Below are 22,263 nucleotides of genomic sequence, written 5' to 3'. Positions count from 1 at the left end.
CTTGTCTCGCTCTAGCTCGCGAGATCGTAAACAGGCTCTAAGCACCCTGCCCGACCAATGAAAAACGGCGCCTTGCGGCGCCGTTTCTGTTTGTGCCGTGTTCACGCTGGCGCGCGAACACGGTCAGGGCTTAGCCCCAGAACTTCCACCACGGCATTTCCTTCGGCCGCCACGGGTTCTGCAGGTAACGGCTCTGCGGGAAGTTGGTCTGCAGCACGCGCGTGCTGTCCTGGCTCAGGTCCTTCATGCCCAGCTTGTCGTAGGCAACGACCATGATGGCCAGCGCCTCTTCGTTGTAGCCGGTGTTGGAGTAGTCCTTCACCACGGTCTGCGCGCGGGTGATGGCGGCCATCCAGGCGCCACGCTTCATGTAGTAGCGTGCCACGTGCATTTCGTTGCCGCCCAGTGCGCTCACCAGGCGTTCCATCTTCTGGTTGGCGTCGTCCAGGTACTTGCTCTGCGGGAAGCGGGTTACCAGCTCGCGGAAGGCGGCGTAGGAATCGCGCACCGCTTTCGGGTCACGCTCGCTCATGTCCTGGCCGGTGAGGCGCGACACGAAGGAGTCGTCATCGTTGTAGTACACCAGGCCCTTCAGGTAGTACATGTAGTCCACGTTCGGGTGCGTCGGGTACAGGCGGATGAAACGGTTGGCCGCAGCAACGGCCAGTTCCGGCTCGTTGTCCTTGTAGTGGGTGTAGGCCTGTTCCATCAGCGCCTGCTGAGCGTACTTGCCGTAGGGGAAGCGCGACTGCAGGGCCTCGTACAGCTTCACGGCATGGGTGTAGTTGCCGCTGTTGAGCTCGTCGTGCGCTTCGGAGTAGATGCGTTCAACACCCCAGCCACGGGTTTCGTCCTGGGTGTCGGGGGTGGCGCAACCCGCCAGCAAGGCGGCTACGAGCAAGGTTACAAAGCGTTTTTTCATGAGGCGTCCCTGTTTAGACTGCGCACGATTATAACCAAAACCAACGTTTGCGCACCTGCCTTGCCACCTCCCGCGCGGCATGGCAGCAGGTATCGGCAGGACAAGCATGGTGTAAACCTTATAAAATCACTCCTTTAGCAGAACATGCATCCACACCATGAATGAACAAGATCTGCTCGGCGACGAGCTGCTGGACGACGACTCCCTGGAAACCGGTGGCGAAGACCTGGTCGAGCTGAAGCAACTGACCGTGCCCTATGAGCTGGGCGGCGAACGCCTGGACGGCGCGCTTTCCAAACTGCTGCCCGACTACTCGCGCAGCCGCATGACGCAATGGATCAAGGACGGCAAGGTCAAGCTGGACGGCAAGGTCGTCGCCGGCAAGACCAAGCTGCTGGGCGGCGAAGTCATCGACGTGGAGATCGTGCGCCCGCCGGATGAACAGGCATTCCAGGCCGAGCCGGTGGAGTTCCCGGTGATCTACGAAGACGAACACCTGATCGTGGTCAACAAGCCGGCCGGCCTGGTGGTGCACCCCGCCGCCGGCAACTGGAGCGGCACCCTGCTCAACGGCCTGCTGTACCGCTACCCGGAGCTGGCCAAGATTCCGCGTGCCGGCATCGTGCACCGCCTGGACAAGGACACCTCCGGCCTGATGGTGGTGGCGCGCACCCTGCTGGCGCAGACCAACCTGGTGCAGCAGCTGCAGGCGCGCAGCGTGAAGCGCGTTTACCGCTGCATCGCCAACGGCGTGGTGCCCTACGACGGCAAGATCGAAACCCTGATCGGCCGCGACCCGCACAACCGCCTGAAAATGGCCGTGGTGCGCTTTGGCGGCAAGCCGGCCATCACCCACCTGCGTGTACTGGAGCGCTACGCGGACTACAGTTACGTAGAGTGCAAGCTGGAAACCGGCCGCACCCACCAGATTCGCGTACACATGCGCGAAGCCAAGCACCCGCTGGCGGGCGACCCCACCTACGGCAACCCGCGCCACCACGGCAGCGAGACAGTGGATGCCGCCATCAAGGCACTGGATCGCCAGGCGCTGCATGCCTACACCCTGGCGCTGGTGCACCCGGCCACCGGCATCACCCGCAGCTGGAAGGCGCCGCTGCCGGACGATATGAAAGCCGTGCTGGAAGTGCTGCGCAACGAGGCGGAAGAAAAGCTGGCCGCTGCCAGCGCCAAACAGGCGCTGAAGTCCGCGGAGAGCGACAGCGACGATGATGACGATGACTGGGACGACGACGATTACGACGTAGAGGTGCACTATGTCCCATGAGTGGATTTCCCCGGCCTGGCCGCTGCCGGTCGGGGTGGGCAGCCTGATCACCACCCGCGCCGGTGGTGTGAGCCCTGCCCCGTACCACAGCCTGAACCTGGGTGACCACGTGGGTGACGCTGCGGCCAACGTGGCGGCCAACCGCGCCACGCTGCGCGACCACCTGCCGGCTGAGCCGGCCTGGCTGGAGCAGGTGCACGGCACGGTGGTGGTGGATGCTGCCAGCGTGGCACCGGGCAGCAAGCCGCAGGCCGACGCCAGTTTCAGCCGCACACCGGGCACGGTGTGCGCCATCATGACGGCCGACTGCCTGCCGGTATTGCTGGCCGACCGTGCCGGCACGGTGGTGGGCGCCGCCCACGCCGGCTGGCGCGGGCTGTGCGGCGGGGTGATCGAGGCCACCGTACAGGCAATGAACGAGCCTGCGGCCAACCTTGTCGCCTACCTGGGGCCGGCCATCGGCCCGGACGCCTTCGAGGTGGGGCCGGAAGTGCGCGAAGCCTTCCTTGCCCACGACATCCATGCCGTGGAAGCCTTCACCCCGATAGAAGACGGCAAATACCTGGCCGACATCTACCAGCTGGCGCGGCAAAGGTTGGCCGCACTGGGCATTGCCGAGGTATACGGAGGCGACTACTGCACGGTAATCGACCGCGCGCGCTTCTTCTCCTACCGTCGCGACCGCGTGACTGGCCGCATGGCCAGTCTGATCTGGCTCAAGTAGACACAAGATGTTGTGTACAAGGGGCGGCTTGTGCCGCCCCTTGTTGCGTTTTGGGCGTATCGAAATTGCCACAACGCAGAATGCGCCCGCTGCGGCCTTGATGCGGAACATGCCGCAAAGCCTTGATGCATCAGGCATGTGGCATTGTCACCACCGCGACATCAAAACTTCACAAAAAAACAGAACGGGCCGCCAAGCCAATACTGGCGCGGATTCCGGTTTTTCACCCGGCTGTCAAGACTTGTTCTGACGCCTCTTCACCACTAGAATTTGCGTCGTTTTCACGTGCCGACCCACCATATTGTGTTTGTGCACAGCTGGCTCACAGCTTTTCAACAGATTTGTCCACAGCCAGCCGCTATACCTCGCGCCAAGTCCGGCTTATCTGCCTGGGCAAGGCCGCCACCGGGCCGCCAGCCCGGCGCCGCACCCGCGGACCAGGCATGGCCGCCCGCCAGCGGGCCGTCAGGTCGATACCAACAACCACCCCACCACGAGGGAAAGACAATGCCACTGACCACTACCGAAGCGAACACCGCCGCCGAACTGGGTCGCGCCGCCGCGCCGCAGGCCGATTACAGCCTGTACAAGACCATTCGTCGCAACGGCGCCGTTGTTGCATTCGAGCCGGTGAAAATCTCCATCGCCGTGACCAAGGCCTTCCTGGCCGTGCTGGGCGCAGAAAGCGTGAACTCCGCCAGCATCCGCGACAAGGTTGCCCAGCTTACCGAGGTGGTGGTGAGTGCGCTGATGCGCCGCAAGCCGGAAGGCGGCGCCATCCACATCGAAGATATCCAGGACCAGGTGGAACTGTCCATGATGCGTGCCGGCGAGCACGACGTGGCCCGCGCCTACGTGCTGTACCGCGAACAGCGCTCGCAGGAGCGCGCCGCCCGCGGTGAAGCGCTGCACCAGATCCAGATCAACGTGGTGCGCAAGGATGGCCGCAAGCTGCCGCTGGACATCGCCCGCCTGCGCGGCACCATCGAAGCCGCCTGCGTAAGCCTGGCCAACACCGACGTGGACGCCATCCTGTCCGAAACACTGAAGAACATCTACGACGGCGTATCGGAAGAAGAAGTCAACAAGTCCGCCATTCTGGCCGCCCGCGCGCTGATCGAGCAGGACCCGGCCTACGACCTGGTAACCGCCCGCCTGCTGCTGGGCAATATCCGCCTGGAAATCCTCGGCGAGGCCGTGAGCCAGGCCGAGATGGACACTCACTACCCGCTGTACTTCCCGGACTTCATCAAGAAAGGCATTGCCGCCGAGCTGCTGGATGAAAAACTGGGCGAGTACGACCTGAAGAAACTGGGCGCCGCACTGAAGCCGGAACGCGACCTGCAGTTCGGCTACCTGGGTCTGCAGACCCTGTACGACCGCTACTTCCTGCACGTGGACGGCACCCGCATCGAAATGCCGCAGGCTTTCTACATGCGTGTGGCCATGGGCCTGGCACTGAACGAAGTGAGCCGCGAAGAGCGCGCCATCGAGTTCTACAACGTGCTGTCCAGCTTCGACTTCATGTCGTCCACCCCGACGCTGTTCAACTCCGGCACCCGCCGCAGCCAGCTGTCCAGCTGCTACCTGACCACCATCGCCGATGACCTGGATGGCATCTACGAAGGCATCAAGGAAAACGCGCTGCTGTCCAAGTTCGCCGGCGGCCTGGGCAACGACTGGACCCCGGTGCGCGCCATGGGCTCGCACATCAAGGGCACCAACGGCAAATCGCAGGGCGTGGTGCCGTTCCTGAAAGTGGTGAACGACACCGCCGTGGCGGTAAACCAGGGCGGCAAGCGCAAGGGCGCGGTATGTGCCTACCTGGAAACCTGGCACGCCGACATCGAAGAATTCCTGGAGCTGCGCAAGAACACCGGTGACGACCGCCGCCGCACCCACGACATGAACACCGCCAACTGGATTCCGGACCTGTTCATGAAGCGCGTGATGGAAGCTGGCGAGTGGAGCCTGCTGTCGCCGTCCGAATGCCCGGACCTGCACGACCTGGTGGGCAAGGAATTCGAAAAGGCCTACACCGCCTACGAAGCAAAAGGCAAGCGCGGCGAGCTGAAGGTATTCAAGCAGATTCCGGCGCTGACCCTGTGGCGCAAGATGCTGACCATGCTGTTCGAAACCGGCCACCCGTGGATCACCTTCAAGGACCCGTGCAACGTACGCAGCCCGCAGCAGCACATGGGCGTGGTACACAGCTCCAACCTGTGCACCGAGATCACCCTGAACACCAACGACGACGAAATCGCGGTGTGCAACCTGGGTTCGGTAAACCTGTCGCGCCACCTGAAGCAAGGCGCGGCCGGCCTGGAGCTGGACACCGACAAGCTGCAGCAAACCGTACGCGTAGCGCTGCGCATGCTGGACAACGTGATCGACATCAACTTCTACCCGGTGAAAAAGGCGCGTAATTCCAACCTGAAGCACCGCCCGGTAGGCATGGGCATCATGGGCTTCCAGGACTGCCTGCACCAGCTGCGCGTGGCCTACGCCTCCGAAGCTGCCGTCGAGTTCGCCGACGTATCGATGGAAGCCGTGGCCTACTACGCCTACCTCGCCTCCACCGAACTGGCCGAAGAGCGTGGCCGCTACCCGTCGTACAAGGGCAGCCTGTGGGATCGCGGCATCCTGCCGCACGACAGCATCAACCTGCTGGCGGCAGAGCGCGGCGGCTACCTGGAAGTGGATCGCAGCGAACGTATGGAATGGAGCAAGCTGCGCGAGCGCGTGGCCAAACACGGCATGCGCAACTCCAACGTGCTGGCCATCGCCCCGACCGCGACCATCGCCAACATCATTGGCGTATCCGCGTCCATCGAGCCGACCTACCAGAACCTGTTTGTGAAATCCAACCTGTCCGGCGAATTCACCGTCACCAACGAATACCTGGTGCGCGACCTGAAGAAACTGGGCCTGTGGGACGAAGTGATGGTTGCCGACCTGAAATACTTCGACGGCAGCCTGGGCCGCATCGACCGCGTACCGGCCGAGCTGAAAGCCATCTACGCCACCGCGTTCGAAATCGACCCGCGCTGGCTGGTGGAAGCGGCTTCCCGCCGCCAGAAGTGGATCGACCAGGCACAGTCGCTGAACCTGTACCTGGCTGGCGCCTCCGGCAAGAAACTGGACGAGCTGTACAAGCACGCCTGGATTCGCGGCCTGAAGACCACCTACTACCTGCGCACCCTGGGCGCCAGCTCGGCGGAGAAATCCACCGGCCGTGGCGGCGAACTGAACGCGGTACAGGCAGCACCGGCAGCGGCACCGGCCGCCGTGGACAACACCCCAGCCACCGACGCCAAGTTCTGCTCGATCGACAATCCGGACTGCGAGAGCTGCCAGTAAGGCAGCCGAGCAGGCAAGATTGCTGCGAAGCAACAATCCGGACGGCGCGGCGCAAGCCGTGCCAGCCGCGATAGCGGTAGCGAGAGCTGCCAGTAAGGCAGTTGGGTGACAAGGTTGGCCGCATGCGGCCAACCCTCACATGCCCTGGCTTGGCCATTCGTGACCAAGCCACATCCCCCAGCCGCTTCCCGCGAGGCGGCTAGGGAATGTCCGAACCCGGCCCACGCCGTCAGGTCAAACCTGTGACCCGTCGTCACCCAAGGAGACCATCATGCGCCGCTTATTGATGCTGTTTTTTGCAGTGCTGCTGGCAGGCTGCAGCACCATGGCAGACCAGCTGCATGGCAGCCTGCAGCCGCCGGCCGGTACCGGCTACGCCGTGTTTTCCATGACCGTGCGCACCCTTACACCGGACCACGCCTGGGCCAACCTGAGCTGGCGCGGGCTGGATAACAACCGGCACGGCATGCTGTACAGCAACTTTGCCACCGACACCGTATTCGGCGAGGAAGGCATGCCGCCGGCAGATGGCAAGCTGCAACTTCTCGCCCTGCCCCCCGGCCGCTACCGCCTGCAGGATAGCTACGCACATTGGGTGGACGACCCGGGCGACAACCCGGTGTTCAACTACAAGGGTTACGCAGTATTCCACCTCAACAAGGATTTCGAGGTGAAAGCCGGCCAGACCGTATACCTGGGCAATATCCGTTTCAACCTGGACAACCTCCCGGACGTGGTATTCGGCAGCGAACAGCGCCGTGACTTCGGCCATATGAAGCGGGTGTGGAAAGTAAGCGACCTGAACGCCGTGCTGGTGCAGCCCTACAGCGGCAGCATCAAGAGCGGCAGCCAATAACGCCGCCAGGCCAGACAAACCGTGCGGCCAACCCTCAAAGGTTGGCCGCAAGCAGACTAACTAAGTAACGAACAAATAACCGGAGCCAATATGCTGAGCTTTGACGACGCGATCCAGACTACCCCCGCAGCCAACTCCATGGACGTACACGGCACCACCCGTGTCAACGTAGTGGACAAGAAAGTGATCAACGGCACCACCGACGTAAACCAGCTGGTACCGTTCAAGCACAAATGGGCGTGGGAAAAGTACCTGGCTCAGTGCGCCAACCACTGGATGCCGCAGGAAGTGAACATGCAGCGCGACATCGAACAGTGGAAAACCGGCCAGCTCACCGAAGACGAAATGCGCATCGTCAAGCGCAACCTGGGCTTCTTCGTTACCGCCGACAGCCTGGCAGCCAACAACATCGTGCTCGGCACCTACCGCCAGATCACCAGCCCGGAATGCCGCCAGTTCCTGCTGCGCCAGGCATTTGACGAAGCCATCCACACCCACGCCTACCAGTACATCGTGGAAAGCCTGGGCCTGGACGAAGGCGAAGTATTCAACGCCTACCACGAAGTAACCTCGATCCGTAACAAGGACGAATTCCTGATTCCGTTCATCGACGTACTGTGCAACCCGGAATTCAAGACCGGCACCCTGGAAAACGACCAGAAACTGCTCAAGTCGCTGATCGTGTTCGCCTGCATCATGGAAGGCCTGTTCTTCTACGTGGGCTTCGTGCAGATCCTGGCGCTGGGCCGCCAGAACAAAATGACCGGCGCCGCCGAGCAGTACCAGTACATCCTGCGCGACGAGTCCATGCACTGTAATTTCGGCATCGACCTGATCAACACCATCAAGCTGGAACAGCCGGAAATCTGGACTGAATCGTTCAAGGCCGAAATCACCGAACTGTTCAAGCACGCCGTGGAGCTGGAATACGCCTACGCCGAAGACACCATGCCGCGCGGCGTGCTGGGCCTGAACGCCAGCATGTTCAAGGAATACCTGCGCTTCATCGCCAACCGCCGCATGCAGCAGATCGGCCTGGAGCAGATGTTCCCCGGCGTGAACAACCCGTTCCCGTGGATGAGCGAAATGATCGACCTGAAGAAGGAAAAGAACTTCTTCGAGACCCGGGTTACCGAGTACCAGACTGGCGGGGCGCTGAGCTGGGATTGATATTTTATATTTGTTGACATTGTCGTATGCGAAAGGCACACTCAGTTGTGCCTTTTATTTTTGGAGAAGACAATGTTTGCAGCACTTAGCCGTGAAATGCGACTCCTGAGCCAAGCATGGGATCGTGGCGATTTTCCAAAGCATCTGGAATGGATAGAGCTGTATAACATTAGGGGCTGGTCTGGGCAGCGAGTAGATTTTAATTTTCCAATTACAGCCATTGTGGGTGAGAATGGAGCAGGAAAAAGCACTCTAATGCAGGCCGCAGCCGCAATATATGAAAATTCAGCTGAGCCTGACCATCATTTTTTTGCGTCGGATTTTTTTCCAGACACTCCTTGGGAGAGCATTAGCTCTGCCACCATTAGGGCCCTTATAAAAGAGGGGCAGAATACTCATGAAACCAGCGTAAGAAAACCATCAACCCGATGGAGAGGCAACGAAGAGAGGAAGTCAAGAAAAATAAGATATTTGGATTTAAAGAGAATATTGCCCATTACTTCCAGAACCGGTTACGGAAGGCTAGCCAAATCCAATCTTGGAATTGGAGGCAACATCAATTTTGACGAAGCGAAAATAGAGCGACTTAGTCGAATAATTGGAAGGGACTATAACGCAGCTCAGCAGTCATATACTTCATTTGATCCTGCTAGGCACGTTCCAGTTCTTGAGGTTGGCGGTGTAAAATACTCAGGGTTTCATCAAGGCGCTGGCGAGACAACAATTTCAGAGTTGCTCGCGATGAATATCCCTGATTATTCGCTGGTACTAATTGATGAAATTGAAACTTCTCTACATCCCAGGGCACAAAGACGCCTGATGAGAGATTTGGCAAAAATTGCCAGGGAGAAAAAAGTTCAGTTCATTATTACAACCCACTCGCCGTATGTTTTAGAGGAAATACCGCCGCATGCGCGCATTTTTGTGGCGAGGAGCGACAGCGGGAAAATTGCAGTAGCAGGTGTTAGTTCGGAATTTGCACTATCCAAGATGGATGAGGAAAATCATCCGGAGATTGACGTATATTTAGAAGATGTGCGAGCCAAAATCTTCCTTGAGGAAATTTTGGCCGAACATAGGAAAGAGGTTTTGCCTAGAATCAGCTTAGGAACTTTTGGTTCGGCATCAGTAGGCAAGTCTTTAGGAATGATGGTTGAGCAAGGAAGGTTTAGACGGCCGACTCTGGTTTACCTTGATGGCGACCAGATGGAGTCGGTTGGTTGTCACATTCTGCCTGGTGAAGACAATCCTGAAACCTGTGTTTTTAATGCCCTAAGAGATCTGAGGTGGCCAGATATTGCAGTGGCAATAAATAGGTCACATAGTGATTTTGTTGAATATGCAGAAGATGCCATGACCCAGCCTGACCATCATCTCTGGGTAAAGAATATTGCAGACAGAATATATGTTGGTGGCGACGAAATATGGCGAGCCATGTGTAGAACTTGGGTGAAGCGAGTATTGTCGCCAGAATTGGCTATGGAAATTGTTAATTCAGTTGAAGAGTGCCTCAATCCTGACCCAGGCAGGTAGCGGAAGTAGCCCGGACATCGCTCCGGGCTTTTTTTCGTCACCTGAGGCCAGAATAAGCTCAGTGCTTTGGGAAATTTGCGACCTCTTTCAACTCACCACTCTTGCCCTCTGGATGCGCCTACGCGCTTATCCCGACTACGAGAATGGTGTCAACTGGCACAAGCGAGTGGTAAATAGCTTTTGAGCCCGTCGCCATATAAGCAGCAGACAAAATTGAAAATGCAGAAATTGCAAAAGGCCCTGCATTGCAGGGCCTTTTGCATGTACGAGGCGCACCAAGCAATCAGGTCGCATTCACCTGCGGATTGCTCTCCAGCGGCACAAACTGCATGGTGTTGCCATCCAGCGCCTCGATGGCGCCGTTTTCGATGTTGTACACCCAGCCGTGCAGGTTCAGCCTGCCCTGCGAGATGGCCAGCGCCACCGAAGGGTGGGTGCGGATGTTGGCCAGCTGGGCCACCACGTTTTCGCGTACCAGCGCATCGGCCTTTTCCTGCTGGCTGGCGTATTCGCGTGAGGAAACAATCACTTTGGCGGCATCGGAATAGCGCAGCCAGTGGGAAACGGCGGGCAGATGGTCCAGGCACTGGCAGCTGGAAATGGCGGCCATGGCGCCGCAGTTGGAGTGGCCGCAGATTACGATGTCGCTGATATTGAGCACCGATACCGCATATTCTACCGTTGCCGATACGCCGCCCGGCTCCGGGCCGTAGGGCGGCACGATATTGCCGGCATTGCGGATGACAAACAGGTCGCCCGGCTCTTGCTGGGTGAGCAGTTCCGGCACCACGCGACTATCGGAGCAGGTAACAAACAGCGCTTTCGGGTTTTGTTGCCCTGCCAGTTTTTTGAATAGATCGGTTCTGGTCGGGTATACCTCTTTTTGAAATTTCAAAAAACCTTCAATAACCTTTTGCATTAATGAATACCTCCAGACACGAAATAACCATGGGCTAATCAGGGAAAATCCGCCACCCGATTAAGCCAAGCGAATAAGGTTCGGGCTTCCGCAGAAACCGGTGTGGCCGCCAAAATAGCATACATTGGCTCACAAAGCTTTCAGCCTGGGGCGGCAGCAAGCCGCGCGGGCATGGCGCCTGACTCGCGTAAGCTGGATGCAGCAAAGCCCGGCGTTCACCGCGCAGCAAATCTGCGGTAAACGCCGGGCTTTGTTCATGCCGGCATGCGGCCAACCCTGGGGCAAGGTTGACCGCATGCTGCGCTTGCTTGGCTACACCCCGCGATACTGCTCGTCGCTCACTTTTTCCAGCCAGCTCGCCACACTGCCCTGCTGCTGCTCCTGAATGGCAATGTGGCTCATGGCCGTGCTGGCGGCGGCGCCGTGCCAGTGCTTGGTATTGGCCGGGATGCTCACCACGTCGCCGGGGCGGATTTCCTGCACCGGGCCGCCCCACTGCTGCACGCGGCCGCAGCCGGCGGTCACGATCAGCGTCTGCCCCAGCGGGTGGGTATGCCAGTCGGTGCGCGCGCCCGGCTCGAACGTGACCAGTGCGCCGGAGCCGGCGGCGGGTTGGTGGGCGGCAAACAGCGGGTCAACGCGCACGCTGCCGGTGAACCACTCCGCCGGGCCGCGGTAGGAGTCTTGCGAGCCCGCGCGGGCCACGGTGACGGCCTCGGCGCTGGAGAGGGTTTGCTCAGTCATGATGCTTTCCTTGCTTGATGTCTGGATAGCTGGATACCTGGCTCAGGTAGGCCGGTGCGCTTCGTACAGCCACTTCACCATTGCCGGGTCGCGGTGGTCGAAGAAGGCGCTGCTGCCGGTATCCAGCGTGGCGATGCCGGCCATGTCCTCGGCGCTCAGCTCGAAATCGCCGATGGCGAAGTTCTCCGCCATGCGTTCCGGCCGCACCGATTTGGGAATGGCCACCACGCCGCGCTGCAGCAGCCAGCGCAGCACCACCTGGGCCACCGTGCGGCCATGCCGGCTGGCAATGCCCTGCAGCACGGCATTGCCAAACAGATTGTTGCGCCCTTCGGCAAACGGCCCCCAGGATTCGATCTGTATGCCCAGCTGCTGCAGGAACTGCGCGCTGGCGCTCTGCTGGCAGAACGGGTGCGTCTCGATCTGGTTCACCGCCGGCACTACCTGGTTGCGCAGTACCAGGTCCATTACCCGGTCCGGCTGGAAGTTGCTGACGCCGATGGCGCGGATGCGGCCAGCCTGGTACAGCGTCTCCATTGCCCGCCACGAGCCGTGCACGTCGCCATAGGGCTGGTGGATCAGGTAGAGGTCCAGGTAGTCCAGCTGCAGCCGCGCCATGGAGCGCTCGAAGGCCTGCAGGGTCTGTTCGTAGCCGCTGTCATGCAGCCACAGCTTGGTGGTGATGAACAGTTGCTCGCGCGGGATGCCGCTGGCGGCGATGGCGCGGCCAACGGCGGCCTCGTTGCCGTAGGAGGCCGCGGTGTCGATAAGGCGGTAGCCGGTACGCAGTGCGGCGGCCACGCTGGCCTCGCACTCGGCAAGGTCGCTCATCTGGTATACCCCGAAGCCCTGCAGCGGCATCCGGACGCCGTTGTTCAATGTGGTTGTCTGCATGTCGATATTCCTTTTCCGATGTTATTTGTTGCTCGCCAGCTGGCCACTGCCAGCCGGCATGTCCGTCGGCACCCGTTTGCGGGCATGCGCCGGCAGGATCAGCACCAGGGTGGCCAGCAGTGCCAGCGACAGCATTACCGTGCTGCCATCCATCACCATGGCGATGCGATGTGCCAGCAGCGGCACGCCGGCCAGCTGTGCCGGCAGCGCGGCGGCAAATACCACCACCAGCACGCCCAGGCCAATGGCGCCGCCCAGCTGGTGGGCCACGTTCACCAGCCCCGATGCCGCGCCGGCGTCCTGGCGGGCAACGCCCGCCACGGCAAACACGGTAAGCGGCGGCAGCACCACGCCCTGGCCAAAGCCGATCAGCATCATGGGCAGGGCAATGCCGCTGAAGTAGTGCGTGCCAGCCGACACCTGCCCCAGCCAGGCCAGCCCGGACAGGCAGGCCAGTAGCCCGAACGCCAGCAGCCTGGCGCTGCCTACCCGGGGAGTGAGCCGCGGCACCAGCATGGCGGAGATGAAGTTGGGCAAGGTGGTGGGCAGGAAGGCCAGCCCGGCCTGCAAGGGGCTGAAGCCCAGCACGCCCTGCAGGAACTGCGTGGTGAAGAACCAGAAGCCCACCATGCCGCCCAGGAACAGCATGCGCGCGGCGTAGGCACCACTGCGCTCCCGGCTGGCAAACAACCGTAGCGGCAGAATGGGCTGCCGCGCCCGCGCCTGTATCAGCAGGAAGATGCCGAGCAGGCCAAGCCCGCCGGCCAGCGCGGTGATGGTGAGCCAGTCGCCCCAGCCCTGCTCTGCCGCCCGCACCAGGCCGTAGACCAGCGCGGTCATGCCCAGGGTGGAGCTGGCGGCGCCACCGATATCCAGCTGGCCGCTGTGGGTGGGGGTTTCGTGGATGTAACGGCGGGCGGCCAGCATCAACAAGGCGCCTATCGGCAGGTTGATGAAGAAGCCGGCGCGCCAGGACAGCAGCTCGGCAAACAGCCCGCCCAGCACCAGGCCCAGCGTGGCGCCTATGCCGGCGGTGGCGGCATACAGCGACAGCGCGCGGGTGCGCTCCGGCCCTTCGGCAAAATGGGTGGACAGCAGCGCCAGCGTGGCCGGCGCCAGAATGGCGGAACCCGCGCCCTGCACCGCCCTTGCGGCCAACAGCCAGGCCGGTGTTTGCGCCAGGCCGATGGCCAGCGAAGCCAGGGTGAAGATGGCCAGCCCCAGCAGCAGCATGCGGCGGCGGCCGAGGATGTCGCCGGCGCGCGCGCCCAGCAGCAACAGCCCGCCCAGTGCCAGCGTGTAGGCGTTCTGCACCCACGACAGCCCCACCGGGCTGAAGCCCAGCCCGGCCTGGATCCTGGGCAGGCCGGTAATGACGATGGACACGTCGATCAGGATCATCAGGTAACTGGCCATGATGATGGCCATGATGGCGCGGCGATTGGCCGGCAAGGTCTGTGTAGTCATGCGGTGTTCACCTCCCGAGCGTTGCCTGCCTGGTGCATTTTCATGGTGTTGCTTCCGGAGTAAGGGCCGCAGCGAGCGGCATCTGCTGCCCGCTGCCGCCGGTGCATCACAGCGCGTTGCGCAGGATGGTGGCCACTACGTCGCGGCTGTAGATGTCGGCAATGCCGAACCACTGCGCATTGCCCAGCACGTTGTCGGTAATGGCCGGCAGATCCGCCTCGCCAATGCCCAGCTGCGACAGGCGCGTGGGGGTGCCGATCTTGTCGAACCAGGCTTCCAGCGCGGCGATGCCCTGCTGCGGGGTGTCTGCGCCGAACACGTATTGCGCCAGGCGCTGGAACTGCGCCGGATTGCGGTCGTGATACCACTTCATCCACGCCGGCATGATCACCGACAGCCCGGCGCCGTGCGGCACGTTGAACAGTGCCGACAGCGCGTGCTCGATCATGTGGTTCGGGTAGCTGAAACCCGCCGTGCCGGCGTAGATCAGGCCGTTCAGCGCCTGGGTGGAGGCCCAGGCAAACTCGGCGCGCGCCGCGTAGTCGGCCGGGTTGTCCAGCAGTGTTTCCGTGGTGTCGATCACGGTGTTGACGATGGCTTCCACCATGCGCGAGTGCAGCGTGGGCTGCACCGTGGCGGTGAAATAGCCTTCGATGCAGTGCGCGATGATGTCGGCGGCCGAGTAGACCAGGTAATCGCGCGACACGGTCTGCATCAGCGCCGGGTTGACGATGGATACGCGCGGGAAGGTATGCACCGACTGGATGGCGAATTTTTCCTTGGTGGCTTCGTTGGTTACCACCGCGCCGCTGTTCATCTCGCTGCCGGTAGCGGCCAGGGTGAGGATGGAGAACACCGGCAGCGCCGAGGCAATGCCGGCCTTGCCGATGAACAGGTCCCACACATCGCCCTGGTACGGCACGCCGGCGGCAATGGCTTTGGAACTGTCCAGCACCGAGCCGCCGCCCACACTGAGCACGGCGCCCACCTGGTGGCCGCGCGCCAGGGCGATGCCATCGCGCACTTTCGACAGCAGCGGGTTGCTGACGATGCCGCCGAATTCGATGAACTCGATATCGTGCGCGGCCAAACTCTTGCTCACCACCTGGAACAGGCCGTCGCGCTTGATGCGGTCGCTGCCGAAGCAGAGCAGCACCTTTTTGATGCCGTGCTCGGCCAGGTGCTGACCGATCAGCTGCTCCTTGCCGGTGCCGAAGTCGATTTTGGTGGGGTTGAAGAAAATGAAGTTGTCCATGTGAGTCCTCTGCTGCCGTGATGGCCGGTGGTCTTGATGGACGGAACTTTAGTTTCCGGGCAAACATTAAACTAGAGCATTATTATTTGAATAATCTACAACTTTTTGATGTTAATTCGCCGCGGGGTTGCACCATGTCCATGAACGAGCTTCGCTCCATCACCACTTTCGTGCGCACGGCCGAGTTCGGCAGCCTGAGCCGGGCCGCCGAAGCGCAGCAGATCTCGCCACAGGCCGCCAGCAAGGCGCTGGGGCAGCTGGAACAGCTTCTGGGCGTGCGCCTGTTTCACCGCACCACCCGCAGCATGTCGCTTACCGAGGAAGGCCAGCGCTTTCTGGAGGCGGTGCACCCTTCGCTGATCGGCTTCCAGCAGGCGCTGTCGGCTGTCCGGCAGAGCAAGGACGACCTGGCCGGGCCGTTGCGGATAGTCGGGCCGCGCACGGTGCTGCAGTCGGTCATCGGCCCGGTAATGGACGAATACTGCCGGCTCTACCCCGAAGTGCAGCCCGATGTGCAACTGGACGACCGCATCGGCAACTGGGTGGAAGACCGCATTGATGTCGGCTTCCGGCTGGGCAACTCGCCGCAGGAAGGCCTGGTGGCCCGGCGGCTGTTCCCGATGCAGCTGATCATCTGCGCCGCGCCCAGCTACCTGCGCAAGCACGGCATGCCGCAGAGCCTGTACGACCTCAGCTCGCACCGCTGCAGCGCCTTCCGCCGGGCCAGCGATGGCCGCGTGGTGCCGTGGCGCGTCCGCGTGGGCGACAGCATGCAGGATCAGCCGGTGAACCCGGCGTTCTGCACCAATGACGAGCCGATGGAGCTGCGCGCGGTGCTGGCCGGCGAAGTCATCGGGCAGTTGGCCGCACCCACGGCGGCGCAGCTGATTCGCAGTGGCCGGCTGACGCCCATCCTGCTGGAGCATATGGCCGACCACTACAGCCTGTTTGTGTATTACGGCAGCCGCGCGGCGCAGCCATCGCGGGTGCGCCGCTTCATCGACCTGGCGGTGGACCGGCTAACGGACTGTGCCGACTTTGTGTTGAGTGACAAGGAGTTGGCGCAGGCCCATGCCAGCGGCGTGGCGGCCAGCCACAGCTAGCTTGCTGCGCCTGGCCGGCTGCAGGCCTGCCATGGATGCGGCCAACGTGCACTGCCCGCCTGGTGTGCGGGCTGGCTGATCAGGTTGGCAAACCCCTTGCGCCTGCTGGCGGTAGGCATTAAGATGAGTAATCACTCACTCAATATCCGACAGCGCCATGGCACGCCCCCGCAGCGAAGAAAAACAGCTGGCCCTGCTTGAAGCCGCCACCACGGTGGTGGCCAGCCAGGGGCTGGGCGCGCCTACCTCGCAGATAGCCAGGCAGGCCGGCGTGGCCGAAGGCACCCTGTTCCGCTACTTCCCCACCAAGGACGATCTGCTCAACGAGCTGTATGTGCATCTGAAGCGCAACCTTGGCGAGGCATTGCAGCAGGCAAGCACGCCCCCCGCCTCGCTGGACGCGGCCATGCAGCTGCTGTGGAACAACTATATCGACTGGGGCATTGCCAACCCCGAGGCCATCAAGGCATTGAGCCAGCTGGCGGTTTCCGACCGGATCAGCGACGACACCCGCAACCGGGTTAGCGAGTTGCTGCCAGGCATTCTGGAAACCTCGCGCGCCTTCATTGCCAGGAGCCATCTCGCCGCACTGCCGGCGGGGTTTGCCGACGCCATTTTCATGGCGCTGGCAGACACCACCATGCGCTTTGCCGCCGCCGACCCGGCACAAAGCGAGGCGTACAAGGCTGCCGGTTTCAAGGTTTTGCAGGGAACGTCAGGCAGTTGATTTTTTTTGAACGTTAAATGAGTGAGTGCTCACGATATTTTTGGAGAACATACCATGTCAACCCTACCGCCCGCCACCGCCCACCGCGCTGCCTCGGCCAGCATTCATGCCGACGGCCGCTTCCATAACTTCCGCCAGCTGCCGTCGCTCGGCTTCTGGGGCGGGGTAAAAGCGCTGTGGCGCAATCTGACCGCCAAATCACCGCTGGCAGTGCCAGTAGCGCCGATTCCGGTATTACCGCTTACCACGCAGGATCTGCAGCACGCGCCGGACCACAGCCTGTGGCGGCTGGGGCACTCCACGGTGCTGCTGAAGCTGGACGGCAAATTCTGGCTTACCGACCCGGTGTTTGCCGAGCGCGCCTCCCCGTTCCGCTTTATCGGGCCGAAGCGCTTCCACGCCGCACCGATCTCGCTGGATGCCTTGCCGCCGCTGGAAGCCGTGCTGCTGTCGCACGACCATTACGACCATCTGGACCGCGACACCATCCTGCTGCTGCAGCAGAAAGTGGGCATGTTCATCACCCCGCTGGGCGTGGGCGATCGTCTGATCGCCTGGGGTGTGCCTGCCGCCAAGGTGCGGCAGCTCGACTGGTGGCAGGAAACGCAGCTGGGCAGCCTGCGCATGGTGGCCACGCCGGCCCAGCACTTCTCCGGCCGCAGCCTTACCGACGGCAACCGCACGCTGTGGGCATCGTGGGTGCTGATTACGCCGACGGCACGGATTTTCTTCAGCGGCGACACCGGCTACTTCGACGGTTTCAAGACCATCGGCGAGCGCTTCGGCCCGTTCGACATCACACTGGTGGAAAACGGCGCCTACAACGAGGCCTGGGCCGATGTGCACATGCACCCGGAGCAGACAGTCCAGGCGCACATCGACCTGCAGGGCAAGCGGCTGGTGCCTATCCACAACGGCACCTTCGACCTGGCCCTGCATGCCTGGACCGAGCCGCTGCAGCGGGTAAGCGAACTGGCCGCCCGGTGCCAGGTGGCACTGAGCACACCGCGCTTTGGCGAGCGTCTGGATATCGCCAACCCGGCGCACGGCCATGCCTGGTGGGATGCGGCTGCCAACGAACAAACAGCCGCCAGCCCGCAGCAAGCCCCAGGCCAGCCGGAGGCTGCCGCCAGCCCGCTGTAATGCCCCCTCCCCATGCGGCCAACCCTGGCATGAAGGTTGGCCGCAAGCTATCGCCCGGCCCTTGCGCCGGGCTTTTTCATGCTGCCGCTGTGCCGGGCTGCTGTTTTGCCAGAAAAATCCGCTGGCCATTTCAGAATTCCAGCGCGACGGTCGCCTTTACCCAGACAGGCCCCAGGCCGTGATGAATTTTTGTGGCGCCCGGCTGTAGAGCCGGGCGGCGATTCTGTTCTGGCGAAGCGGCACCACCCTGTGCCGGCTAGCGCTACCCGGTTAAGTGAACACACCATGTTTCTACCCGCATTCGAAGACGCACAAAGCAGCGCCAGTGACACACCCAGCACCGCACCGGCTGCACTGGAGCCCATCAGTTTTGAGCAGGTGGCCGCCGCTGCCCGGCAGCTGGCTGCCGCCAACCAGCCGGTAACGGTGGCCACGGTGCGCGATGCGCTGGGCGATGTGTCGCTTGCCGCCATCCACCCGCACCTGGCGGCGTGGCGGGCCAGTCAGGCGCTGCCGGAGTCGCCACTGCTGGCGCTGCCCGACGCCGTCAGCTCCGCACTGCTTGGCTGGGCGCAGCAGCTGGCGGACGAAGCCGGCAGCGGGCTGCGAGACCAGCTGGCACAAACCGACGGTGACCTGGCTGCGCTGCTGCAGTCGCAGCAGCAGCTGGAGGCGGACCACGCAGCACTGCAGGCACAGCTGGCCAAGGTGACGGCGGATCGTGACCAGGCCATGGTCACACTGGCGGAGTGTGATGCGCAGATCGAGCGGCTGACGGTGGAACTGCAGCATGCGCGCGATATTGCCTCCGATGCGCTGGTGGGCAAGGCGAAGGATCAACTGGCCATCGAAGGCAAGGACGCGCAGCTGGCCGACCTGCGCCAGCAGCTGGAACGCAATGTGGCAGCCACATCGGCCGAATCCGATGCCCGCCTGGCGACAGCGATGGAGCTGGTAGGTGCGGTTACCGCCCGCGACAACCTGGCGGCGGAAGTGAAGGAACTGCGCGCCCAGCTGGAAGCTTGCCGCGCCGAGCGCCGCGCTTCGTAATGCCGATGAAAGCCGGCGGATGGCAGCCGGTTTGCGGCCAACCTTTGCGTTGATCTTGACTGTGAGCCATTGCTGCTGACGGCGGATCGCCGCCAAGCGGCATCCGCCCTACTACGCAGGCTCAGACAGGCTGCTTTCTGGCCTGTTTCACCACATACATTTCGCTGTCCGCCAGCTTTACCGCTGCCGCGCCGTGCAGGCCGAACGGCGCCAGTGCCACCACGCCCGCGCTGGCGCCACGATAAGACACAACCTGCTCGCCCAGGCGATAGTCGCCGATGCTGGCCTCGGTGAGCCGCTGCTGCAGCGCGTGCGCCGCATCCGCCGGCTCGCCATCGCTGATCAGCGCACCGGGCAGGCCGGTATTGGTCCAGTCCGGGCCCGGGCCGATCACCAGGAACTCGTCGCCCCCCATGCGCCCCAGCATGTCGCCGGCCCGCAGCGCGGACTGCAGCCGCACGGCTACCGCCTGCAGGAATTCGTCACCGCCCTGGTGGCCATGGAGGTCGTTGATCTGCTTGAAACCATCCAGGTCGATTACCCCTACCAGAACGCTGCCACTGCTGCGTATCGCCTGCGCCAGCAGGCGCTCCAGCTCGTCGAACAGCGCGCGGCGGTTGGGCAGGCCGGTCAGCGCATCGGTCAGCGCAAAGGTCGCCAGCCGGGTATTGGCCGCCTGCAGGTTCTGCACCAGCATCTCGCGCTCGATGAAGTTGGCCACGATATTGGCGAACAGCTGCAGCAGGGTCTGGGTTTCCTCCGGTATCGGCAGCGTGCGGGCGCTGGCGGCGCACAGCGTGCCCAGCAGGCCGCCTTCGGTATTGCGCACCGGGGCGCTGAGGTAGGTCTTGATGCCCAGCTGGCGCGCCGCCGCCGAGTCGCCCCATAGCGTTTCCACCTGGTTGGTGGCGGTAAGCCCCATGTCCAGCGAGCGTTTGCACAGCGTATCCTCCCACGGCACGCTCAGCCCCTCCGCTATCTGCATGTCGCCAGTATTACGCGCGTAGCGCACGTGCTGCAGGCACTGCCCCAGCTCGATACTGGTGAGATAGGTGGATTCCATGCCGGTGATGTTGCCCAGCATTTCCAGCAGCGGCCGGATCAGCTGATCCACCGTTCTGGCGGTATTGAGGGAGAAAGAGAGCTGCGAGAGAACTGCATCCATACCTGAGTTCCATCCTGGTGCCATGATTGATCGGCACTGTAGAGCAAGGGCGGCATACCGCCTAGTACCTTGCCGCAGCTGGAGTTCAATAAATCCGGCTGCTGCTGTGAAGCCACACTCCGGTGCGCGCCAGCGCTCCCCCATGGCTGAGATTTGCTAAGGCTTAAGCAGCCTTTCCGTCAGGACAAATGGATAGCTCTTTGGCATAATCCAGCGCTTTGCCTCTAGCCGCGTCGTTGCCATGAACCTCCCCGACCTGCTCGCCAGCTTCGCGTCCGCCTTCAACCAGGACCAGCGCCTGCTCACCCTGCAGCTGGGCGACGGTCAGCGCTGGAGCCAGGCGCTGCTGCCGCTGACACTCAGCGGCGAGGAGGCGCTGGCCGGCGATTACCGCTTCCGCGTCGAGTGCCTGTCCGCCAGCGACAGCATCGAACTGAAGACGCTGCTGGGCCTGCCGGTGCGCTTGGGCATTGCCGGTGCCGACGGCAGCGAAACGCTGCGCTGCGGCGTGGTCAGCAGCGCCGAGGCGCTGGGCAGCGACGGTGGCTTCGCCAGGTACGCGCTCACCGTCGAGCCGCCGTTCGCGCTGCTGCGCCTGCGCCAGACCTCGCGGGTGTTCCAGGACTTGTCGGTGGAGGCCATCGTGCGGCAGATCTTTGCCGAGCACGCTGCGGCCAACCCGGTGTTTGCTGCGGTGCAAAGTCTGGACTTCGTGCTGGCAGGCAGCCTGCCCAGCCGCAGCTACTGCCTGCAGTATCGCGAATCCGATCACGACTTCATCTGCCGCCTGCTGCGTGAGGAAGGCTTGAACTGGCGCTACGAGCACCTGGACGGCGACACGCCGCAGGTCAAGCTGGTGGCCTTCGACGACCCGTATTCGCTGCCGGCGGCCAACCTCGAACGAGTGCGCTTCCACCGCAGCGATGCGACGGAAGAAGAAGATGGTTTGACTCGCTGGGATGGCGCCCGGCAGATCGTGCCCGGCAGCGTGGCGCTGGCGACGTTCGACTACCAGCCGGTGGCCACCGGCCACAGCGGCGACGAATCGGCGCTGGATCAGGGCCTGGATGGCAGCCGTTTGCAGAGTAGCCTCAGCCACTACGACGCCCCCGGCGCCTACTACGCCAGCGACGCCGAGCAGCTCAGCCACTACGCGCGGCTGCGGCAGCAGGCGCACGATGCGCAGGCCAAGACTTTCAGTGGCAGCGGCGCGGTGCGCGGCCTCGGCGCCGGGCAGTGGTTCCGCCTCGATGGGCACCCGGCACACGATGGCGATGGTGCCGAGCAGCGCGAATTCGTGCTCACCCGCCAGCGCCTTACCGTGCGCAACAACCTGCCGGCCGAGCTGGCGCGCAGCCTGCCAGCCGCCTTGCGGCCAACGTTGGCCGCAAGCGGCGATGACAGCGACGCGCCGTTCCGCAGCGAGTTCGACGCCCAGCGCCGCGGCCTGCCGCTCACCCCGGCCTACGCCGGCTCCGCCCACGCCAAACCCAGCGCCCGCGGTGCGCAGACCGCCACCGTAGTCGGCCCCGCCAATGAGGAAGTGCACACCGACGCGCAGGGCCGCATCAAGGTGCAGTTCCACTGGCAGCGGCCAGACGAGCATCCGGAAATCGGCGCCAACCTCGACGACCGTTCCAGCTGCTGGCTGCGCGTCGCCATGCCCTCCGCCGGCGCCGCTTGGGGCCACCAGTTCATTCCGCGCATCGGCCAGGAAGTGCTGGTCGATTTCATCGAAGGCGATATCGACCGGCCGGTGATCACCGGCGTGCTGTACAACGGCAGCCACCCACCACCGGCGTTCAGCGGTGCCGGCAACCTGCCGGGCAACAAGACGCTGTCCGGCATCAAATCCAAGGAACATCAAGGCGGCCAGTACAACGAGCTACTGTTCGACGACAGCCCGGGCGAGGTGCGGGCCAAGTTGTCCTCCGAACACGGCCAGA

Annotated in this window: 18 protein-coding genes; 11 read left to right on the top strand and 7 right to left on the bottom strand. The window is 62.8% G+C overall.

From position 1 onward, the window contains the following. Positions 1-130: 130 nt before the first annotated feature. Complete coding sequence (locus PSELUDRAFT_RS15175) at positions 131-922, bottom strand: outer membrane protein assembly factor BamD (RefSeq protein WP_088967631.1); 792 nt, start codon at positions 920-922, stop codon at positions 131-133. A 157-nt stretch (positions 923-1,079) separates the two neighbouring features. On the opposite strand from PSELUDRAFT_RS15175, the gene rluD reads away from it, so the two are divergent. The 6 genes from rluD to PSELUDRAFT_RS15145 all read left to right on the top strand — a co-directional run bounded on the left by rluD (position 1,080) and on the right by PSELUDRAFT_RS15145 (position 9,850). Next, complete coding sequence (gene rluD / locus PSELUDRAFT_RS15170; protein ID WP_088967630.1) at positions 1,080-2,207, top strand: 23S rRNA pseudouridine(1911/1915/1917) synthase RluD; 1,128 nt, start codon at positions 1,080-1,082, stop codon at positions 2,205-2,207. Then, positions 2,197-2,931: a peptidoglycan editing factor PgeF gene (gene pgeF, locus PSELUDRAFT_RS15165; RefSeq protein WP_088967629.1), complete on the top strand. Its 735-nt coding sequence runs from the start codon at positions 2,197-2,199 to the stop codon at positions 2,929-2,931. Before rluD ends, pgeF begins: the two co-directional genes overlap by 11 nt. 507 nt (positions 2,932-3,438) lie before the next feature. After that, complete coding sequence (locus PSELUDRAFT_RS15160) at positions 3,439-6,291, top strand: ribonucleoside-diphosphate reductase subunit alpha (RefSeq protein WP_088967628.1); 2,853 nt, start codon at positions 3,439-3,441, stop codon at positions 6,289-6,291. 271 nt (positions 6,292-6,562) lie between these two features. Continuing rightward, complete coding sequence (locus tag PSELUDRAFT_RS15155; protein ID WP_088967627.1) at positions 6,563-7,147, top strand: hypothetical protein; 585 nt, start codon at positions 6,563-6,565, stop codon at positions 7,145-7,147. 138 nt (positions 7,148-7,285) lie between these two features. Beyond that, positions 7,286-8,317: a ribonucleotide-diphosphate reductase subunit beta gene (locus PSELUDRAFT_RS15150; RefSeq protein WP_231895380.1), complete on the top strand. Its 1,032-nt coding sequence runs from the start codon at positions 7,286-7,288 to the stop codon at positions 8,315-8,317. A gap of 72 nt (positions 8,318-8,389) precedes the next feature. After that, positions 8,390-9,850: an AAA family ATPase gene (locus PSELUDRAFT_RS15145; protein WP_088967625.1), complete on the top strand. Its 1,461-nt coding sequence runs from the start codon at positions 8,390-8,392 to the stop codon at positions 9,848-9,850. Positions 9,851-10,133: 283 nt separating this feature from the next. Here the strand turns inward: PSELUDRAFT_RS15145 and PSELUDRAFT_RS15140 are convergent, their stop codons facing one another. From PSELUDRAFT_RS15140 to PSELUDRAFT_RS15120, 5 genes are all read right to left on the bottom strand, one after another. Then, the gene (locus PSELUDRAFT_RS15140; protein WP_088967624.1) at positions 10,134-10,769 is read right to left on the bottom strand and encodes a carbonic anhydrase; all 636 of its coding nucleotides are present in this window, start codon (positions 10,767-10,769) and stop codon (positions 10,134-10,136) included. Positions 10,770-11,081: 312 nt separating this feature from the next. Then, positions 11,082-11,513: a cupin domain-containing protein gene (locus PSELUDRAFT_RS15135; RefSeq protein ID WP_088967623.1), complete on the bottom strand. Its 432-nt coding sequence runs from the start codon at positions 11,511-11,513 to the stop codon at positions 11,082-11,084. Positions 11,514-11,555: 42 nt separating this feature from the next. Further along, positions 11,556-12,407, bottom strand: coding sequence for an aldo/keto reductase (locus tag PSELUDRAFT_RS15130; RefSeq protein ID WP_088967622.1), 852 nt, complete (start codon positions 12,405-12,407; stop codon positions 11,556-11,558). 21 nt (positions 12,408-12,428) lie between these two features. Next, the gene (locus PSELUDRAFT_RS15125; protein ID WP_088967621.1) at positions 12,429-13,874 is read right to left on the bottom strand and encodes an MFS transporter; all 1,446 of its coding nucleotides are present in this window, start codon (positions 13,872-13,874) and stop codon (positions 12,429-12,431) included. Between the two features lie 106 nt (positions 13,875-13,980). Next, positions 13,981-15,129, bottom strand: a complete 1,149-nt coding sequence (locus tag PSELUDRAFT_RS15120) for an iron-containing alcohol dehydrogenase (RefSeq protein WP_088967620.1) — start codon at positions 15,127-15,129, stop codon at positions 13,981-13,983. Positions 15,130-15,269: 140 nt separating this feature from the next. On the opposite strand from PSELUDRAFT_RS15120, the gene PSELUDRAFT_RS15115 reads away from it, so the two are divergent. The 4 genes from PSELUDRAFT_RS15115 to PSELUDRAFT_RS15100 all read left to right on the top strand — a co-directional run bounded on the left by PSELUDRAFT_RS15115 (position 15,270) and on the right by PSELUDRAFT_RS15100 (position 19,152). Further along, positions 15,270-16,232, top strand: a complete 963-nt coding sequence (locus tag PSELUDRAFT_RS15115; RefSeq protein WP_231895234.1) for a LysR family transcriptional regulator — start codon at positions 15,270-15,272, stop codon at positions 16,230-16,232. Positions 16,233-16,389: 157 nt separating this feature from the next. Next, positions 16,390-16,959 carry a TetR/AcrR family transcriptional regulator gene (locus PSELUDRAFT_RS15110; RefSeq protein WP_088967619.1) on the top strand — a complete coding sequence of 190 codons (570 nt, stop codon included), beginning with the start codon at positions 16,390-16,392 and terminating at the stop codon, positions 16,957-16,959. Between the two features lie 54 nt (positions 16,960-17,013). Then, positions 17,014-18,102, top strand: coding sequence for an MBL fold metallo-hydrolase (locus PSELUDRAFT_RS15105; protein ID WP_088967618.1), 1,089 nt, complete (start codon positions 17,014-17,016; stop codon positions 18,100-18,102). A gap of 285 nt (positions 18,103-18,387) precedes the next feature. Beyond that, complete coding sequence (locus PSELUDRAFT_RS15100; RefSeq protein ID WP_088967617.1) at positions 18,388-19,152, top strand: DNA-binding protein; 765 nt, start codon at positions 18,388-18,390, stop codon at positions 19,150-19,152. Between the two features lie 121 nt (positions 19,153-19,273). Here PSELUDRAFT_RS15100 and PSELUDRAFT_RS15095 read toward each other — a convergent pair whose 3' ends face one another. Continuing rightward, positions 19,274-20,317: a sensor domain-containing diguanylate cyclase gene (locus PSELUDRAFT_RS15095; RefSeq protein ID WP_179947551.1), complete on the bottom strand. Its 1,044-nt coding sequence runs from the start codon at positions 20,315-20,317 to the stop codon at positions 19,274-19,276. A 241-nt stretch (positions 20,318-20,558) separates the two neighbouring features. Here PSELUDRAFT_RS15095 and PSELUDRAFT_RS15090 point away from each other — a divergent pair. Beyond that, positions 20,559-22,263: type VI secretion system Vgr family protein (locus PSELUDRAFT_RS15090; protein WP_157725192.1), on the top strand; the 1,705-nt coding region annotated here is incomplete at its 3' end.

It is taken from the genome of Vogesella sp. LIG4 (genome assembly GCF_900090205.1).
Lineage (GTDB): Bacteria > Pseudomonadota > Gammaproteobacteria > Burkholderiales > Chromobacteriaceae > Vogesella.
This window is presented reverse-complemented; position numbering and strand designations above follow the sequence as displayed.

What these genes read in the sequence shown, in the direction of transcription:
- PSELUDRAFT_RS15175 (WP_088967631.1), bottom strand. Translation starts at nt 922, where the DNA reads ATGAAAAAACGCTTTGTAACCTTGCTCGTAGCCGCCTTGCTGGCGGGT.
- rluD (WP_088967630.1), top strand. Translation starts at nt 1,080, where the DNA reads ATGAATGAACAAGATCTGCTCGGCGACGAGCTGCTGGACGACGACTCC.
- pgeF (WP_088967629.1), top strand. Translation starts at nt 2,197, where the DNA reads ATGTCCCATGAGTGGATTTCCCCGGCCTGGCCGCTGCCGGTCGGGGTG.
- PSELUDRAFT_RS15160 (WP_088967628.1), top strand. Translation starts at nt 3,439, where the DNA reads ATGCCACTGACCACTACCGAAGCGAACACCGCCGCCGAACTGGGTCGC.
- PSELUDRAFT_RS15155 (WP_088967627.1), top strand. Translation starts at nt 6,563, where the DNA reads ATGCGCCGCTTATTGATGCTGTTTTTTGCAGTGCTGCTGGCAGGCTGC.
- PSELUDRAFT_RS15150 (WP_231895380.1), top strand. Translation starts at nt 7,286, where the DNA reads ATGGACGTACACGGCACCACCCGTGTCAACGTAGTGGACAAGAAAGTG.
- PSELUDRAFT_RS15145 (WP_088967625.1), top strand. Translation starts at nt 8,390, where the DNA reads ATGTTTGCAGCACTTAGCCGTGAAATGCGACTCCTGAGCCAAGCATGG.
- PSELUDRAFT_RS15140 (WP_088967624.1), bottom strand. Translation starts at nt 10,769, where the DNA reads ATGCAAAAGGTTATTGAAGGTTTTTTGAAATTTCAAAAAGAGGTATAC.
- PSELUDRAFT_RS15135 (WP_088967623.1), bottom strand. Translation starts at nt 11,513, where the DNA reads ATGACTGAGCAAACCCTCTCCAGCGCCGAGGCCGTCACCGTGGCCCGC.
- PSELUDRAFT_RS15130 (WP_088967622.1), bottom strand. Translation starts at nt 12,407, where the DNA reads ATGCAGACAACCACATTGAACAACGGCGTCCGGATGCCGCTGCAGGGC.
- PSELUDRAFT_RS15125 (WP_088967621.1), bottom strand. Translation starts at nt 13,874, where the DNA reads ATGACTACACAGACCTTGCCGGCCAATCGCCGCGCCATCATGGCCATC.
- PSELUDRAFT_RS15120 (WP_088967620.1), bottom strand. Translation starts at nt 15,129, where the DNA reads ATGGACAACTTCATTTTCTTCAACCCCACCAAAATCGACTTCGGCACC.
- PSELUDRAFT_RS15115 (WP_231895234.1), top strand. Translation starts at nt 15,270, where the DNA reads ATGAACGAGCTTCGCTCCATCACCACTTTCGTGCGCACGGCCGAGTTC.
- PSELUDRAFT_RS15110 (WP_088967619.1), top strand. Translation starts at nt 16,390, where the DNA reads ATGGCACGCCCCCGCAGCGAAGAAAAACAGCTGGCCCTGCTTGAAGCC.
- PSELUDRAFT_RS15105 (WP_088967618.1), top strand. Translation starts at nt 17,014, where the DNA reads ATGTCAACCCTACCGCCCGCCACCGCCCACCGCGCTGCCTCGGCCAGC.
- PSELUDRAFT_RS15100 (WP_088967617.1), top strand. Translation starts at nt 18,388, where the DNA reads ATGTTTCTACCCGCATTCGAAGACGCACAAAGCAGCGCCAGTGACACA.
- PSELUDRAFT_RS15095 (WP_179947551.1), bottom strand. Translation starts at nt 20,317, where the DNA reads ATGGATGCAGTTCTCTCGCAGCTCTCTTTCTCCCTCAATACCGCCAGA.